General features: G+C 45.3%; 17 protein-coding genes and 1 other RNA gene. 11 read left to right on the forward strand and 7 right to left on the reverse strand.

Going from position 1 to position 15,833, the window contains the following annotated elements:
• The first annotated feature begins 324 nt into the window (after positions 1-324).
• The 4 genes from CXF83_RS01865 (at position 325) to CXF83_RS01880 (ending at position 4,798) form a co-directional block, all read left to right on the forward strand.
• Positions 325-1,329, forward strand: a complete 1,005-nt coding sequence (locus CXF83_RS01865) for an ABC transporter substrate-binding protein (protein ID WP_101093429.1) — start codon at positions 325-327, stop codon at positions 1,327-1,329.
• An 85-nt stretch (positions 1,330-1,414) separates the two neighbouring features.
• On the forward strand, positions 1,415-2,314 hold the full coding sequence (locus CXF83_RS01870) for an ABC transporter permease (protein ID WP_101093430.1): 900 nt from the start codon (positions 1,415-1,417) through the stop codon (positions 2,312-2,314).
• Positions 2,307-3,563 (forward strand): quaternary amine ABC transporter ATP-binding protein, encoded by a 1,257-nt coding sequence (locus CXF83_RS01875; protein ID WP_101093431.1) that lies wholly within the window; start codon positions 2,307-2,309, stop codon positions 3,561-3,563. Before CXF83_RS01870 ends, CXF83_RS01875 begins: the two co-directional genes overlap by 8 nt.
• On the forward strand, positions 3,563-4,798 hold the full coding sequence (locus CXF83_RS01880) for a hypothetical protein (protein ID WP_101093432.1): 1,236 nt from the start codon (positions 3,563-3,565) through the stop codon (positions 4,796-4,798). The genes CXF83_RS01875 and CXF83_RS01880 overlap by 1 nt, the downstream gene beginning before the upstream one ends.
• 205 nt (positions 4,799-5,003) lie before the next feature.
• Here the strand turns inward: CXF83_RS01880 and rnpB are convergent.
• An RNA gene (rnpB, locus tag CXF83_RS01885) (RNase P RNA component class A) lies at positions 5,004-5,349 on the reverse strand.
• A gap of 73 nt (positions 5,350-5,422) precedes the next feature.
• Complete coding sequence (gene rsmI / locus CXF83_RS01890; protein ID WP_101093433.1) at positions 5,423-6,265, reverse strand: 16S rRNA (cytidine(1402)-2'-O)-methyltransferase; 843 nt, start codon at positions 6,263-6,265, stop codon at positions 5,423-5,425.
• A gap of 102 nt (positions 6,266-6,367) precedes the next feature.
• On the opposite strand from rsmI, the gene CXF83_RS01895 reads away from it, so the two are divergent.
• The 4 genes from CXF83_RS01895 to CXF83_RS01910 all read left to right on the forward strand — a co-directional run bounded on the left by CXF83_RS01895 (position 6,368) and on the right by CXF83_RS01910 (position 9,887).
• The gene (locus CXF83_RS01895) at positions 6,368-8,239 is read left to right on the forward strand and encodes a penicillin-binding protein activator (RefSeq protein ID WP_101093434.1); all 1,872 of its coding nucleotides are present in this window, start codon (positions 6,368-6,370) and stop codon (positions 8,237-8,239) included.
• An 85-nt stretch (positions 8,240-8,324) separates the two neighbouring features.
• Positions 8,325-8,666: a YraN family protein gene (locus CXF83_RS01900; protein WP_101093435.1), complete on the forward strand. Its 342-nt coding sequence runs from the start codon at positions 8,325-8,327 to the stop codon at positions 8,664-8,666.
• A gap of 61 nt (positions 8,667-8,727) precedes the next feature.
• Entirely contained in the window at positions 8,728-9,321 is a 594-nt protein-coding gene (locus CXF83_RS01905) for a phosphoheptose isomerase (RefSeq protein WP_101093436.1), read from the forward strand.
• The gene (locus tag CXF83_RS01910; RefSeq protein WP_101093437.1) at positions 9,318-9,887 is read left to right on the forward strand and encodes a BON domain-containing protein; all 570 of its coding nucleotides are present in this window, start codon (positions 9,318-9,320) and stop codon (positions 9,885-9,887) included. The genes CXF83_RS01905 and CXF83_RS01910 overlap by 4 nt, the downstream gene beginning before the upstream one ends.
• Before the next feature lie 23 nt (positions 9,888-9,910).
• Here the strand turns inward: CXF83_RS01910 and CXF83_RS01915 are convergent, their stop codons facing one another.
• Positions 9,911-10,801, reverse strand: a complete 891-nt coding sequence (locus tag CXF83_RS01915) for a DMT family transporter (RefSeq protein ID WP_101093438.1) — start codon at positions 10,799-10,801, stop codon at positions 9,911-9,913.
• Between the two features lie 145 nt (positions 10,802-10,946).
• Here CXF83_RS01915 and CXF83_RS01920 point away from each other — a divergent pair, with 145 nt between their 5' ends.
• A complete protein-coding gene (locus CXF83_RS01920; RefSeq protein WP_101093439.1) occupies positions 10,947-11,819 on the forward strand; it encodes a LysR substrate-binding domain-containing protein in 873 nt (290 codons plus the stop codon).
• A 58-nt stretch (positions 11,820-11,877) separates the two neighbouring features.
• Here the strand turns inward: CXF83_RS01920 and trpS are convergent, their stop codons facing one another.
• Genes trpS through rpe form a run of 3 tightly spaced genes read right to left on the reverse strand, consistent with a single transcriptional unit; the run spans position 11,878 to position 14,260 of the window.
• The gene (gene trpS, locus CXF83_RS01925; RefSeq protein WP_101093440.1) at positions 11,878-12,879 is read right to left on the reverse strand and encodes a tryptophan--tRNA ligase; all 1,002 of its coding nucleotides are present in this window, start codon (positions 12,877-12,879) and stop codon (positions 11,878-11,880) included.
• A gap of 4 nt (positions 12,880-12,883) precedes the next feature.
• On the reverse strand, positions 12,884-13,582 hold the full coding sequence (locus CXF83_RS01930; protein ID WP_101093441.1) for a phosphoglycolate phosphatase: 699 nt from the start codon (positions 13,580-13,582) through the stop codon (positions 12,884-12,886).
• 3 nt (positions 13,583-13,585) lie between these two features.
• Positions 13,586-14,260: a ribulose-phosphate 3-epimerase gene (gene rpe / locus CXF83_RS01935; protein ID WP_101093442.1), complete on the reverse strand. Its 675-nt coding sequence runs from the start codon at positions 14,258-14,260 to the stop codon at positions 13,586-13,588.
• Positions 14,261-14,461: 201 nt separating this feature from the next.
• Between rpe and CXF83_RS01940 the strand changes: the two genes are divergently transcribed.
• Both CXF83_RS01940 and CXF83_RS01945 read left to right on the forward strand, forming a co-directional pair.
• Positions 14,462-14,797 (forward strand): hypothetical protein, encoded by a 336-nt coding sequence (locus CXF83_RS01940; protein ID WP_101093443.1) that lies wholly within the window; start codon positions 14,462-14,464, stop codon positions 14,795-14,797.
• 8 nt (positions 14,798-14,805) lie between these two features.
• Positions 14,806-14,991: a DUF2970 domain-containing protein gene (locus CXF83_RS01945; RefSeq protein ID WP_101093444.1), complete on the forward strand. Its 186-nt coding sequence runs from the start codon at positions 14,806-14,808 to the stop codon at positions 14,989-14,991.
• Positions 14,992-14,993: 2 nt separating this feature from the next.
• Here CXF83_RS01945 and CXF83_RS01950 read toward each other — a convergent pair whose 3' ends face one another.
• Complete coding sequence (locus CXF83_RS01950; protein WP_101093445.1) at positions 14,994-15,833, reverse strand: Dam family site-specific DNA-(adenine-N6)-methyltransferase; 840 nt, start codon at positions 15,831-15,833, stop codon at positions 14,994-14,996.

Here is a 15,833-nt window from a genome sequence, read left to right on the forward strand (position 1 = left end):
AGCCTACAGAGCAGAACCAGCAGACTAATAACCGAACCAGCAACCCAACGGATATGCCAATAAGTCACGATTAGTTTGAGCTCTAATCACATTTATGAAGGCGTAATTGACTAAGGTAGCAAGTTTGAAGTACTAAACTGTTAACCATGCAACAATTGTGTTAATTTACGCTCTCAAACACTTTGTTTAGTCCTATTTTTGGTAATATGCTTGTCACATTACTGTCACCTGCAAGAATCGAAGCACAGCCCCTAGTTTGAACTCTAACCATTGTTAGTTAAAGGCTCGTGCGCAACAAACTCTCAAATCGAGCACGGAGCTCTTATGAAAAGTATAATTTTGATTGGCGGATTACTGCTTAGTACCGCGACACATCAAGTCTTTGCCGAAGAGCAATGCGGTAAAGTCACCATCGCAGATATGAACTGGAGTTCAGCTTCATTAATCGCCAATGTGGATCGCTTTATTTTAGAACATGGTTACGGTTGCGAAGCAGAGTTAATCCCTGGCGATACGATGCCAACGAGCACCTCAATGGTTGAAAAAGGAGAGCCTGACATCGCGCCTGAGATCTGGAGCAATAACGTTAAAGATCTTATCGAACGAGGCATCAAGGAGAAGCGCTTAGCAATTGCAGGTAAATCACTCTCTGATGGCGGCGAAGAAGGTTTCTGGGTACCCAAGTATATGGTCGATAAAGACCCAAGCCTGAAAACCATCGCGGGTATTATTGCCAAAGTAAAAACCTTTGAGCATCCAGAAGATCCAGATCGTGGTGCTTTTTATGGCTGCCCTGCGGGTTGGGGCTGTCAGATCACCGCTGAAAATCTGTTTCGAGCACTAAAGCTCAGTGATGCAGGGTTTGATCTTGTCAATCCGGGTTCAGGAGCAGGTCTATCAGGTTCCATCGCCCGTGCTTACGAGCGTGAAAAGCCTTGGTTTGGTTATTACTGGGCACCCACTGCAATATTGGGTAAGTACAACATGGTTAAGGTCGATTTTGGTACCGGTATCGATGAAGACCATTTTCGTGACTGTATCTCTAACGTAGAGTGCGCAGATCCTAAAGTTACCATGTACCCATCAGCATTAGTGCAAACGGTTACCACTGCAGCTTTTGCTAAAAAATCAACTCAAGAATTTGAGTATCTTGCTAAACGTTCTATCACCAATGCCCAGATGAACGGCTTGCTGGCTTGGATGGAAGACAATCAGGCTGATGGTAACATCGCCGCCGAGTACTTCCTGATGAAGCATGAAGATATATGGCTTAAATGGGTTCCTGCTGATGTTGCCGAAAAAGTAAAATTGGCAGTCAAAGCACTCTAAATCCGAACAAAACGCGAAGCCAACAAAGCTTCGCGTTTTTGTTTCTCATCTAGATTATTCCGTATAAAAAACGATAGAGGTACCAATGGCTGACTTTTCTTGGCTCAGCAAATTTCCAAAGATGGATCGTGAGACGTTATTGGAAATTCGCAAATATTTAGACAGCACCTTCCGGGACTTTTCCCGTGAGTATGGTGATGTCATCGAGTCTTTCTTTGATCCCTTGCTCGACTTTCTTATCTGGTTTGAAAAGCTGTTGGTACAGTCACCTTGGTGGGCTGTACTGCTGTCAATTACCGCATTAGTTTACTTAACTAGTCGTTCATGGAAATTATCTGTCGGCGTGGTGGTGTCATTTCTACTTATCGGTTATTTCGGTATGTGGGAAAATACCATGCGGACTCTCAGTATCATTACCGTGTGCACGCTATTAGCCATCGTACTCGGCGTACCCATCGGTATATTAATGGCCCGCAGTAATCGAACTCGCTCAATAGTGACGCCGATTTTGGATGTCATGCAAACCATGCCAGCCTTCGTGTACCTTATCCCCGTGGTCATGTTACTCGGTATTGGCAAGGTGCCCGGCGTGATTGCCGTGGTAATTTATGCCATTCCGCCCGTTATTCGACTCACGAATCTCGGGATCCGTCTGGTAGACAAAGAAGTACTAGAGGCTGCTACCGCCTATGGTGCAAGTCCCATGCAACGCCTTATGGGAGTGCAGTTACCACTCGCCTCTCCGACCATTATGGCAGGCATTAACCAGACCATTATGATGGCACTAGGAATGGTCGTTATTGCGTCGATGATTGGCGTCACGGGGCTGGGTCAACCCGTACTCAAGTCAATCACCAACCAATACTTCACCCTCGGACTCTTTAACGGTTTAGCCATTGTCGCGCTAGCCATCATTTTTGATCGCACTTCTCAAGCTTACGCCAAGCGATCTCAGAAACACACCCAGAGTGGAAATCATGACTAATCAATCACCAACGCAGCCACTCATTCAAATTAGAGATCTCTATAAGGTCTTTGGCAAAAAACCCGCTAACGTCATGCCGATGGTTAAAGAAGGTTTATCTAAAGATGAAATTCTAGCTAAAACCGGCCATACCGTGGGCCTTAAAGCCATTAACCTCGACATTCATCAAGGTGAAATTTTTGTCATTATGGGGTTGTCGGGCTCAGGAAAGTCCACTTTGATCCGTCACTTCAATCGCCTTATCGATCCTACTGAAGGGCAGATATTGGTTGAAGGCATTGATGTGATGAAGCTGAATAGCAAAGAGTTGGAGCAATTTCGTCGCAATAAAATGGCGATGGTGTTTCAACGCTTTGGTTTAATGCCTCATCGCACCGTACTGGAAAATGTTGCCTATGGTCTCAGTGTACAAGGGGTAGACAAAGCCAGCAGAAATGCCAAGGCCAATCAATGGCTAGACACTGTTGGTTTGAGCGGATATGAAGCGCAGTACCCTTCGCAGCTATCTGGTGGCCAACAGCAACGTGTGGGCCTAGCGAGAGCGCTGTGCACCGATGCAGAAATTCTGCTGATGGATGAAGCTTTCTCGGCGCTTGATCCCTTGATACGCAGTGAAATGCAAGACCAACTCATAGAGCTGCAAAAAGAGCTGCATAAAACCATTATCTTCATTACTCACGATCTCGATGAAGCGCTGCGCATTGGCGACCGGATTGCGATCCTTAAAGACGGCAATCTGATCCAAGTGGGAGCGCCGGTGGATATCTTGCTCAACCCTGCTGACGATTATGTCGAAGCATTTGTCAAAGACGTCAACCGTCCGCGAGCCCTAACCGTTGAAACCGTGATGAAGCCACCAGCCTTTCGCCTTACCGCCGATACCATCGGTGAAGCGCTCAAGCAGATGAAGCAGATCCCAGCCAACTATGCCTATTACGTTACCGATGAAGGTTTTCAGGGCGTAGTGTGCCAAGAAGCACTGGAAGACGCTGTAAAAACAGATAAAGATGCACCGATGGAAGACTTCCAGGTCGAGGAGATGACCCCGATATCACCAGATGCACTGCTTGAAAGTATTATTCCAACCACAATGGAATCAGACTTTCCCCTGCCCGTTGTCGATGCCGATGGTGACTTGCAGGGTGAGCTTTCACGTTCTCATCTGGCAGGCGTGTTATCAGACTTCTACACGGACGATACCGACAACACCGAATCACAAAAATCAAACTTAACAAACAAGGATAAATGATGAATCGCTATACACTTGCTGCTTCTTGTATCGCCCTTGCATTAGCTGCTAATGCAAATGCCGCCCCGGTAGACGAAGAGCTAAAAGCGCTAAAAGCCCGAATCGAGCAGTTGGAAACTCAACAGCAGAAGGAATCTGAGCAGTTAGTCGTTGCAGAGAAGAAAAAAGAAAACGCCGTCAAATTTGGTGGTGCCGTTCGTGTTAATTACTCTTATGAAGATTATAATGATGATAACGCTGATCGCGGCGGTGATTTTGATTTCGATCTATTTCGCATAGATGTTTCAGGCAATTACGAAGACTTAATTTACTCTGCCCAGTATCGTTGGTTTGAATACATGAATGTGATTCAGCATGCATGGATTGGTTACAACTTTACTGAAGAGCAACAAGGTAAAATTGGTGTCACTCAAGTCCCTTTCGGTATTCTAACTTACGCATCAAATAACTACTTCTTCAGCTCTAACTTCTACTTGGGCTTAGAAGATGACTACGATATGGGCCTAAATTACAAATACACTGGTGAAAATAATCGCCTCGATTTAGCTTTCTACAAAAACGATGAGCAAGGCGGACTTGACGGGTATGTCTCAGACCGTACTGACCGTTACGCATACGATGTTGTCGGTATTCGTTTAGAGGGCGAAGGTGCTTATGATGCTCCAACTGACGGTTATGCCGCTGGCGAAGTAAACACCTTCAACGCGCGCTATGCCCATAACTTCGCATTCAATGATGTTGCTGTTGAACTAGGCGCATCAGTTCAAGCTGGCCAACTTGAAATTGCCAACGGCACCGATGGTGACAACGTTGCAGCCGCAATCCACAGTGTCGTTAACTACGACCGTTGGAATGTTAAGTTGCAATTGACCGATTATAAGTACGACGTTGATGGTATGGATGTTGACCGTATTGTCGTGGCTGCATACCACTTCTATGACTCAATTCCAGCAGAAGCGACGACTTACATCGCTAACGTAGCATACAGCCTACCGGTTAATATTGGACCGATATCAAACCTAACATTCTATAACGACTACTCATTGGTTACTGATAAATCTGCGGATTTAGAAGATACCTTTATGAATGTCACAGGAATGGCGGTAACTGCCGGCGGACTCTACACTTATTTCGACTTTGTTGTCGGTGAGAACCAGCCTTTTATCGGCGGAACGATGGTCGGTAATGGTGACACTAACAAGCGCTTCAATATTAACTTTGGTTACTATTTCTAAGCATTAAAAATAGTATTGATAAGCTAGAGATAGCTTAAGCTAACAAAAAACCGCATCCCTTTAGGAGTGCGGTTTTTTTATTGGAAATAAGTGATGCTGAAGTCTAATAAGTCGTGGTTTACAAGCAGACAACCAATGTGGCACGTCATGTAGCACAGGTAGAAAAACAAAAGGCCTCACATTGCTGTGAGGCCTTTGGCTTGAATGGGTGAGTTGGCCGATAAGCCGGGTCTTGTCGTGGACAGTTATTCATCTAGGCCTGCAATCACTCACAGGCTCAAGCGACCTACCCGGTCCCAACGCGAGCAGCGCCATACGGGACCCTATTTGGTCTTGCTTCGGGTAGAGTTTACCTTGCTACGGACTATTACTAGCCGCACGGTGCGCTCTTACCGCACCCTTTCACCCTTACCAGCCCTAAAGCTGGCGGTCTTCTCTCTGCTGCACTTGTCGTCGGTTCACACCGCCCAGGCGTTACCTGGTACCCTGCTCTTTGAAGCCCGGACTTTCCTCCCCGTTCTTGCGAACGCGGCAACTGTCTAGCCAACTCGGCGCGGAGTATAGCCTAAGCGCAAGCAACAAACCAACTACTTTCACACTTAGTCTCTCGCAATGTGGCTAACGTTAGAGGCCGATCGCTAAACCGTGCTTATAAAGCGCATTCTTTTTAATGCCATAGATCTGCCCAGCAATCGCTGAGGCCTTCTTTAATGGCAAGTCTTCACAAAGCAGTTTTAGTGTTTCAATCACCACGGTAGAGAATTCTGACTCCTCATCACTGCGGTAGCCATGACACATCAACACGATTTCACCGCGTTGCTGGTTAAGGTCATCTTTAACCGTTTGTAGCACATCGCCTACGGGACCAGACAAAAAGGTCTCGAACGTTTTAGTCACTTCGCGTGCCATTACAATTTCACGATCGGCCCCAAGAGCGGCGACCATTGATTCTAAACTGTGGACGATACGGTGCGGTGACTCATAGAAGATTAAGGTGCGTGGATCTTCTTTAAGCGCAGTGAGCTTATCTAAACGTCCTTTCTCTTTAGACGGTAAAAAACCTTCAAAAGTGAAACGGTCTGAAGGTAAGCCTGAAGCGCTCAACGCGGTGATAGCTGCACAAGGTCCTGGCAGTGGGATAACATTAAAGCCCGCTTCACGTACCTGTTTCACTAGGTGGTATCCTGGATCTGAGATCAGGGGTGTACCAGCATCGGAGATAAGTGCCACCGATTCACCATAGCCCAGTTTTTGAATAATCCACTGAGCTCTATCACGTTCGTTATGGTCGTGCAGCGCGGTTTTACGCGTCTCAATACCAAAGTGACTCAGCAACTTACCACTATGGCGTGTATCTTCGCAGGCGATGAGCGATACTTGATTAAGCACCTCAATTGCACGGCTACTAATATCCCCTAAATTCCCGATTGGTGTGGGAACAATGTAAAGCGCGACCGACAGGTCCATATCTACCTCTGTAGTAACTTATAGCAAGAGTTTTTAACAAGACTTTCGCCAAGCGTAAGAGCAGGTTAAACTATTGACAGCATCTTACCAGAGTGAAGACCTGTGTTAAAAAGACTGAATTCAACTAAATTTATCTCAATCGCGATTTTATCTGCAGTTTTGTTCGGTTGTGGTACCTCTACGGCACCCGTAAATACTGAAAAGACACAAGTTTCTTTGTCTGCGGTGACAATGGCTTCATCACAGTATTTGGCGCTAGCCGCCAATGAAAAAAACCGTGAAACTCGTGATAAGTATGTTTTATTGGCAGCACATGCATTTATCAATGAAGGTAATGCCAACACTGCAGACAAGACATTAAAGTCTATCGCACAAGATATGACGCAAAAACCTGAGCTACTCGCAGAGCACAAATATCTTACCGCGCGGGTTTTAGAGGTGATCTCAACGTATGATCATGCGCTGAAAACGCTCGACTATCCTAGCACTTGGACATTGCCAAATTGGCAGTGGGTGAGCTATTACCAATTTAAGGCGCGACTTTATCAGCAGGTCAATCAGCCAATAGAGCAAGTTAGACAGCTGAGTTTATTGAGCCAGTACTTACCGCCGACACAGGCTTACGATGTTAACAATCAAATCTGGCGTTCACTGCAGCCCATTAACGAAAAAACGCTACTCAGTTTTCGCGATGATCGCACCAATCCTATTTTTGCAGGCTGGGTACAGTTAGCGTATATCGCTAAACATTACGCCATTAACCCAAATGATCTGGTTCGCCAACTCGGTAGCTGGCAGCAACTTAACCCTAATCACCCTGCAGCAGCAAAGTTACCAACCGATCTCGAAAAGGCCCTTAACACTAAGCCATATCAGCCTAAAAACATTGCGGTGCTGTTACCTCTCACGGGCCCTAGAGCCGTTGTTGCAGATACCGTAAAGCAAGGTATTATTGCTAATTACATGGCGACCGGCGATGACAGTGTTGCCGTTAATTTTTTTGATACCGCCCTAGGGGCACCGCTGGCTTATCAACAGGCGGTAACGGCAGGCGCTGAGTTTATTATTGGGCCATTACTGCAATCCGAAGTGGAACAGTTACAAGATATGCCCCCCGTTTCAGCAATAACAGCGGTCACCCCGACAACAGCAAGCGAATCAATTGCCGCTAAGAGTATTCCGCAGCTGTACTTAAACCATATTGATAACTTTACCGCACATGATGATAAATTTTTCTTTGCGCTGTCACCCACAGATGAAGCGATTGATGCGGCTCAACGACTGTATAATGACGGCATAGATCAACCCTTACTGTTAGTCAGTAATGATGCCGTCGGCCACCGTATGGCAGAGAGCTTTAGCGATGCTTGGCAACAACTGACGAGTAAGCCTGCCGAGATTCATTACTATGATGCTGGCGATAAAATGAAGGTCACAGTCCAAAAGGCACTGGGCGTTATCGACAGCAAGGAGCGTATTGCGCGCATTAAAGCTATTCTGAAGCCGAAGATTGAAGCTGATTTTCGTTCGCGCCGCGATATCGACGCGATTTATATGATCTCTGCTAGCCGTGATTTAGTCTTATTGAAACCGTTTATTGATGTCAACTTCAGCGTATTTGCACAGCCAGTGCCTCTCTATACCACCAGCCGCAGCCGAGTTGAAAGCAATACGCGTGAAACCGCGACCGAGTTGAATAACCTCACCATTAGCGACATTCCTTGGTTAATCACCCCCAATACCGAAACCCGTATGGTGAATGAGTTATGGCCTAATTGGAGCAACAGTCGCAAACGCTTATACATTATGGGCTATGACGCGCTTGATTTAGTCGGTAAACTTGCACAGATGCGTGCACTGCCTGGCTACCAGTTTTCTGGCCGTAGCGGCACATTATCAGTCCAACCCGACGGCACGATTAATCGTCAATTGAGCTGGGGTCGCTACCAACGAGGTAACTTGCGCCCGCTTTAAACTGACATGTAAATGTCCAACGCTGAGTAACAACACTTCGGGCTTTTGCGCTATATTCAAATACCGCCACAAGGATGCAGCGAATTTGACAGAGAAAACAGCAGTTAAAGGAAAAGCAGCTGAAGTCGCCGCGCGACTATATTTGGAACACCATGGGCTTAAGTTTGTCGAACAAAACGTACGCTATCGTTTTGGTGAAATAGACATTATTATGCGCGATGGTAACGATTGGGTATTCATCGAAGTTAAGTATCGCACCCATAGCCAATATGGTGGAGCCGTTAACGCATTGAGCTTGGCTCAAGTTCGGCGCTTAAGAAAAGCGGCGAGCCATTACATACAATTAAACCGAATCGACGCTATCTGCCGATTCGATGTTATCGCCGCCGATCCCTCTGGCATACAATGGATCCGCGACGCTTTTTAAACCGATTTAATTTTAATTTGCGCGTTTGCTAAAACGCTATATATAGATATAAGGTAACTCCATGTTAGAGCGCATTAAAGACAGCTTTACTGAATCCATTCAAACCAAAATTGATGCTTCAGAAGCATTGCCAGAGTCACTTGCCAAAGCGGCAGAAATGATGGTGAATTGTTTGTTAAATGGCAATAAAATTTTAGCTTGTGGTAATGGCGGTAGCGCAGGTGATGCGCAGCATTTTTCTGCAGAGTTATTGAATCGCTACGAAATAGAGCGTCCACCTTTACCCGCTATCGCACTGAGCTGTGACACATCAACCATTACCGCGATTGCGAATGACTATAGCTACGATGAAATATTTTCTAAGCAAATCATGGCACTGGGTTCTCCTGGTGATATTTTGCTTGCTATCTCAACCAGCGGTAACTCTGGTAACGTGATTAAAGCGATGGAAGCTGCACTTAGCCGTGATATGACCATAGTGTCGTTAACCGGAAAAGACGGCGGCGCTATGGCTGGCTTATTAAGTGTCAATGACGTTGAGGTTCGTGTGCCGTCAAATGTGACCGCCCGTATCCAAGAAGTACACTTACTTGCGATTCATTGCTTGTGTGACAACATTGACCGCACGCTATTCCCGCAGGACGAACCCGCATGATAAAGCGGCTGCCAATAATTGCCATACTGCTCATGCTACAAGGCTGTGCAGGCGCTGTAATGGTGGGTGCTGTTGGTGGCGCTATGATGGTCAATGATGAACGCAGTTTCCAAACTCAGCTGGATGACACCAATGCAGATTTCAATATCTCCAGTGCGCTGTCATCTCATGATGATCTCAAAAACCAAGCGAACGTAACCGGTGTGGTGATGAACAGCAACGTATTGATGATAGGCCAAGCGCCCAACTCAATGCTGAGAGATAAAGCCATTCGGACCGTGCAAGATCTTAAGATTGGCGGCAAGATCCATAATCAAATTCGCATAGGAAACCCTACTTCCTTTACCACTCGAAGTAACGACACCTGGATAACCACCAAGGTCAAAAGTCGAATGCTCAGTGAGGATAATCTTGATGTGACCAACATTAAAGTGGTGACCGAGAACGGTGAAGTATTCTTGATTGGGTTAGTTAAGCGACAGCAAGCCGAGCTTGCTGTGGATGTTGCGCGTAATACTGCTGGTGTACGTAAAGTGATTAAGGTATTTGAGTACACCGACTCATAACCTTAATCGACTCTGTGACTACACTAGCTTAAAAGATCATCGTGCATTATGTTCGATGATTTTTTTTGCATGGTTATTTTGTGACTTAACCAAGGAATAATAAGCGACGGTAGTACAATAAAAGCAGCCCCAACCCAGCTTAATGCATCCAGCCACTCCTCGAATAACAACCAACCGAAAAACACGCAAAACAATAATCCACTGTACTCAGCAATCGCGACTTTACTCGCCTCTGCACGTCGATAAGCCAATACACAAAACCACTGATATGCCAGTAGAAAGCAGTTACTTAATCCCGCTATGGCCACTAATTGCCAGCTTAACCCCTCTAATCCTTGCACGGCAACCATCACCATCACTAACGGAATGCTTAGACTGTTATAGAGTATTAGTGTCACTGTTGGATCTTCTGTCTCCGGTAGTTTTCGCAGTGCTAGTTGGTTAATAGCAAAGGTAAATGCGGCAATAAGTACCGCCACACCAAACCAATTAATCTCACTTGGCCTTAACAAAATTAGAATACCAATAAAGCCAAGTATAGTTGCCAACCACTGCGCTGGCGTGACCTTCTCTTTTAAGAATACACACCCCATCAACACGATAATTAACGGCGCCGAGAAAAACAGCGAGCTCACCGTTGCCATAGGTAAAGCCATCAATCCCATGATTAAGCACACTGCTCCCATAGCACCAGTATTAGCTCTAAAAAGGTGTAACTTAAGGCAAGAGGTCGTTGGACGGCGAGCTGCAAACCATAAAGGCAGTAACATCATTACCGACAGTACTTGCCGCAACAATAGAAACGTCGCGGCATTGCTCCCCTCTGGCATCCACTTAATGGATACATCGTACAGCGCACTAAAAAGGTTGCCGAACACCAGTAACCCTATGCCTATCATGACATTTGATCTCATTTTCATTTCCATCCACCCGCTTTATATTCGCGGATGATATAGGGCTTAAATTTCGACATGAAATGATGTTTTTTACGCATACATGAATTAAACTAATACTATGAACAAGATCACTTCTTCAGCTCATATTAACTAAGGCCAAATAATGCGAAAACTCCCGCCATTAAGAGCCTTACAAGTGTTCGAAGCGGCTGCAAGGCAAGCACATTTTTCCAAAGCAGCCAGCGAACTTTGCATTACCCAAAGCGCTGTTTCACATCAAGTGAGACTGCTAGAGGAGCACTTTGGTGAGCGTTTATTTAAGCGACAGGGGCGCCAACTATGCTTAACCAGCAAAGGTAAACACCTCTATGAGTCATTGGAGCGGATTTTTAATGAACTCAGCGATCTGAGTATGCAAATAAGTGGCGATAGCAATGATCAGCTGCGACTCGCGGTTTATAGCTCGTTTGCCATAAAGTGGTTAATCCCAAGGTTAAGCGGTTTTAGAAGGCAGCACCCAGAAATAAAAATCCGTTTAGATATGATCACTGATGATCCTGAACTTAGCGATAGTGTGGCCGATATGTTTATTACAGGCCAGAGCGGACAACCCGGCTATTACCACCAGCTACTACATAAAGAACGCTTGGTGCCTGTGATTAGCCCTAGCTTGCTGACAGCAGCCAGCCAACCGCTCAATGAGTTAAGCTCACATCCGCTACTTACCGTCGACGAAGGGGCCTTAGGCTTGGACTGGGATCGTTGGTTTGTGGCTAATAAGATGATTTTACCGCCGGAGCAACAGCAACATATCTTCAGCCATGTATTATTGGCGATTGAAGCGGCAATAGCAGGCCAAGGTATCGCGTTGGCATCTGACTTTATGGTGCAAGCTGATATTGAAAAAACAGTGTTAGTTGAGTTGGCGCTACCCGACATATTGACCGGGTTTGAATTCTATTTCAGCTGTAAGCAGCGCCGGTTAAAAGAGCCTGCTATTAACGCATTTGTTAATTGGCTCAGCAAGCAATCGTAGCCCACAAAAAAGCCAGCGTATTAAGCTGGCTTTTTATCACAATGATTTAGTTATTAAACTAGACAATCATGCCGATTTTTTCGTACACCTGCTTAATCGTCACTTCAGCACGCGCTTTCGCTTTTTCGGCCCCAGCTCTAAAGACTGAATCAAGATAAGCTTCGTCAGCTCTAAACTTGTGGAAGCGAGCTTGTAGTGGCTCAAGCATAGCAACAACAGCTTCGCCAGTGGCGACCTTTAAGTGGCCATACATCTTGCCTTCAAAGTCTTTTTCAATTGATGCAATTGATTGACCGTTACAGCCAGACATCAAGCTCATTAAGTTAGATACACCCGGCTTTTCTTCTACGTCAAAACGCACTACTGGTGGCTCTTGACCATCAGTCATCGCCTTTTTAATTTTCTTCATAATCGCTTTAGGATCATCAAGTAAACCAATAACGTTGTTACGGTTATCGTCCGACTTAGACATCTTCTTCGTCGGTTCTTGCAGTGACATCACCTTAGCTCCCATCTCTGGGATGAATGGCTCAGGTACCACAAACGTATCGCCATAAGCATTGTTGAAGCGAGTTGCAATATCGCGCGTTAGCTCCAAATGCTGCTTCTGATCTTGGCCAACAGGCACTTCATTCGTTTGATAAAGAAGAATATCGGCAGCCATCAGTACTGGGTAACCAAACAAACCAACGTTGATATTGTTAGCGTGTTTTTGCGACTTATCTTTAAACTGCGTCATACGGTTAAGTTCACCCATCTGGGTGTAACAGTTCAATGCCCAGCTAAGCTGTGTGTGCTGTGGCACTTGAGACTGTAAAAATACGGTGCTCTTTTCAGGGTCGATACCACAAGCAAGATAGATAGCTAAGGTGTCTAAACACGCTGCACGCAATTGTGCTGGATCTTGTCTAACGGTAATCGCATGTAAATCAACTACACAATAAATACAGTCATGAGTGTCTTGTAAACCAACCCACTGACGTAGTGCACCCATGTAATTACCAATACTCAGCTCACCAGATGGTTGAGCACCACTAAACACGATAGGTTTTGCAGTCATTCTTTTATTGCTCCATTGATTCAGCGCTTACATTTAGTAGCCCTGAAATTTCATTAAATTGTTCGCAAACCACTGTCGGGCTGCTCAGCCCAATATCTTCACCGTAGTTGTAGCCATAGGTCAAGCCTATTGATGCTATCCCAGCGGCTTTAGCGGCTAATATGTCATTTTTTGAGTCACCAACCATTAAGACCTGTTCCGGCTCAAGCTGCCACTGCTGCAATATATGCGTTAACGGCATAGGATCTGGTTTCATTTTTGACAATGAATCTCCACCCAAAACTATAGAAAAGTAACCATTGAGTTTAAAAGCTTCAAGCAGTGGAACGGTAAATTCATAGGGCTTATTGGTCACGATGGCGAGCTGATAACCTGCAGCATAAAGCTGCTGTAACACTCGTTCTACATCATCATATAAGCGACTATGTTGCTGTAAGTTCTGCTGATAGAAATACATAAACCTTGGCATACAGGCCGCAAGCCTTTCATCACTAACGGCAGTATTTAATGCAAAGCCCAGTGCACGACGCATTAACATTTCAGCACCATTACCGACCCAACTGCGCACCTGGTCTTGAGTACATAAAGGTAAGTTTAACTCTTGCAGTGCAGCGCTAGTCGCTGCAGCAAGATCAGGAACGCTATCAATGAGCGTCCCGTCTAAGTCAAACGCAATCGCTTTAATTTGACTAAAGTCAGCCATCAGTTAAGCCTCGATGCTTGCCAATTCTCTGCGCATTTCGTCGATAACCGCTTTATAGTCAGGTTTGTTGAAAATAGCTGAACCAGCGACAAACATATCCGCACCCGCAGCAGCAATGGCTGCAATATTGTCGACTTTAACGCCGCCATCAACTTGAAGACGAATGTCATAGCCACTGTCGTCAATCAGCTTACGCACTTGGCGTAACTTGTCTAATGTTGACGGAATAAACGACTGTCCACCGAAACCAGGGTTAACCGACATCAACAGGATGACATCGAGCTTATCCATGACATGGTCTAAATAATGTAGCGGAGTACCAGGGTTAAACACCAGACCCGCTTTACAGCCAGACTCTTTGATCAGCTGCAAACTGCGATCTAAATGCTCACTCGCTTCAGGGTGGAAGGTAATAATGGAGGCGCCCGCGTCGGCAAAGTCCGGGATCAGACTGTCGACAGGCTTAACCATTAGATGCACATCGATATCGGCTGTTACGCCATAATCGCGCAAGGCTTTGCACACCATAGGTCCAATGGTTAAATTTGGCACATAATGGTTATCCATTACATCAAAGTGAACAACATCTGCCCCTGCGTTCAATACCGCGTCAACGTCTTCACCTAGACGAGCGAAATCAGCTGATAAAATAGAAGGAGCAATCAAAAATGGACGCATAACAAACCCACCAGTATGTTTAAGAAGTGCACTATTCTACCTTTTGCAGCTCAAGCGCTCTATACCTGTATGCTTATTTAGCGAAATTGGTATGCTAAAAAATTCATCGCAGCGGCAAAAATGAATTTATATGTAAAATATGTTTAAAATATAACCTTGTTTGCTATAATGTTTCGACTGCATGAAATATAGGAGGACGACATGAAGGGATTACTCAAGAAAACAGCGACTTTTAGAGCCACTGCTGTTCTTGCTGTCGTGACTGCAGCCATTGGAACCATTAGCTTAACGTCTCAATCTTCTGATTCAGCCTCTATCGCTTGTGCATGTGATACCGCAACCAGTAGCTACAACCCAGCCCTACCCGCAAGCCACCCGAGCAACCGCTGCGCTTCTCAAGCAAATGATTTGAGTTGGAAAAGTTGGTTATCAGGTAAAAGTCAGACCAATCAATTACATTTCATCGATCTATTTGAGCTGCTCTATGGCCACCAAAGTGCGCCCATTAGCAATAGTTCACCGATCAAGGGCGAATAAAGAGTCATATGCTAAATCAATGGTGGCAAGTACTCTTGAGTACCTTAGCTGCCTTTATTGGCGTACAAACAGAGCAAAACCGACGTAAAGACTTTCAAGCCTCTTCGCCTATCCCCTTCATCGTGATGGGTATCTTGCTCGCTATTGTGTTTGTATTAGGGCTGCTATTTATCGTCAGTCAAGTCGTAGGCTAAATCTAGTCGTTTTCACTGTTATATGAATCATCGTATAACGCCATCAACTCATCGACTTTCTTACGGCTACTGCCTTTTTGACTAATATTACGCTGCACTTTAATCGAGTCAAACGTTGCGCCGTGATAAAGCTCTCTGGTCAGTGGAATATCATGATTACTGATCAGCACCGGTATACCACGTTCAATGGCGGTGTGGCGTGACTTCCTTGCCAGCAGCGCTTGGTCATCTAATGAAAAACCCGTACCAACATAAGTGGTAAAGCTAGCCGTTGATGACAATGGCGCATAAGGTGGATCGCAATAAACGACATCCCCATTTTGAGTCATATCGATTGCTTGTTCGTAACCAATGCATCGAAACTCAGCACATTGAGCCTTTACCGAAAATGCACGAATTTCGTTTTCAGGAAAGTAAGGTTTTTTATACGAACCAAATGGCACATTAAAGCCACCTTTACGGTTATAACGGCATAAGCCGTTAAAACCATGACGGTTCATATAAAGAAAATAAACAGAACGTTTGAAAGGATCTTTAGTCTCGTTAAAGCTGGTGCGCACCTTATAGTACGCTTCCTTTTCATTCATCTCTGGGACGAATAGGGCTTTAGCCGCCTTAATATACTTTTCAGGATCTGACTGCACAATCTTATACAAGTTAATCAAGTCTTGATTAATGTCGCACAATAGGTAGCGGTCATAGTCAGTATTGAGGAACACAGAACCTGCGCCCACAAAAGGTTCTACCAACCTATCACCTTGGGGAAGGTGCCCTGTTAGAAACTCAATCAGTTTAAATTTTCCGCCAGCCCACTTTAAGAAGGCCCTTTGTTTTTTAATCAT

This window comes from Shewanella sp. Choline-02u-19, from assembly GCF_002836205.1.
GTDB lineage: Bacteria > Pseudomonadota > Gammaproteobacteria > Enterobacterales > Shewanellaceae > Shewanella.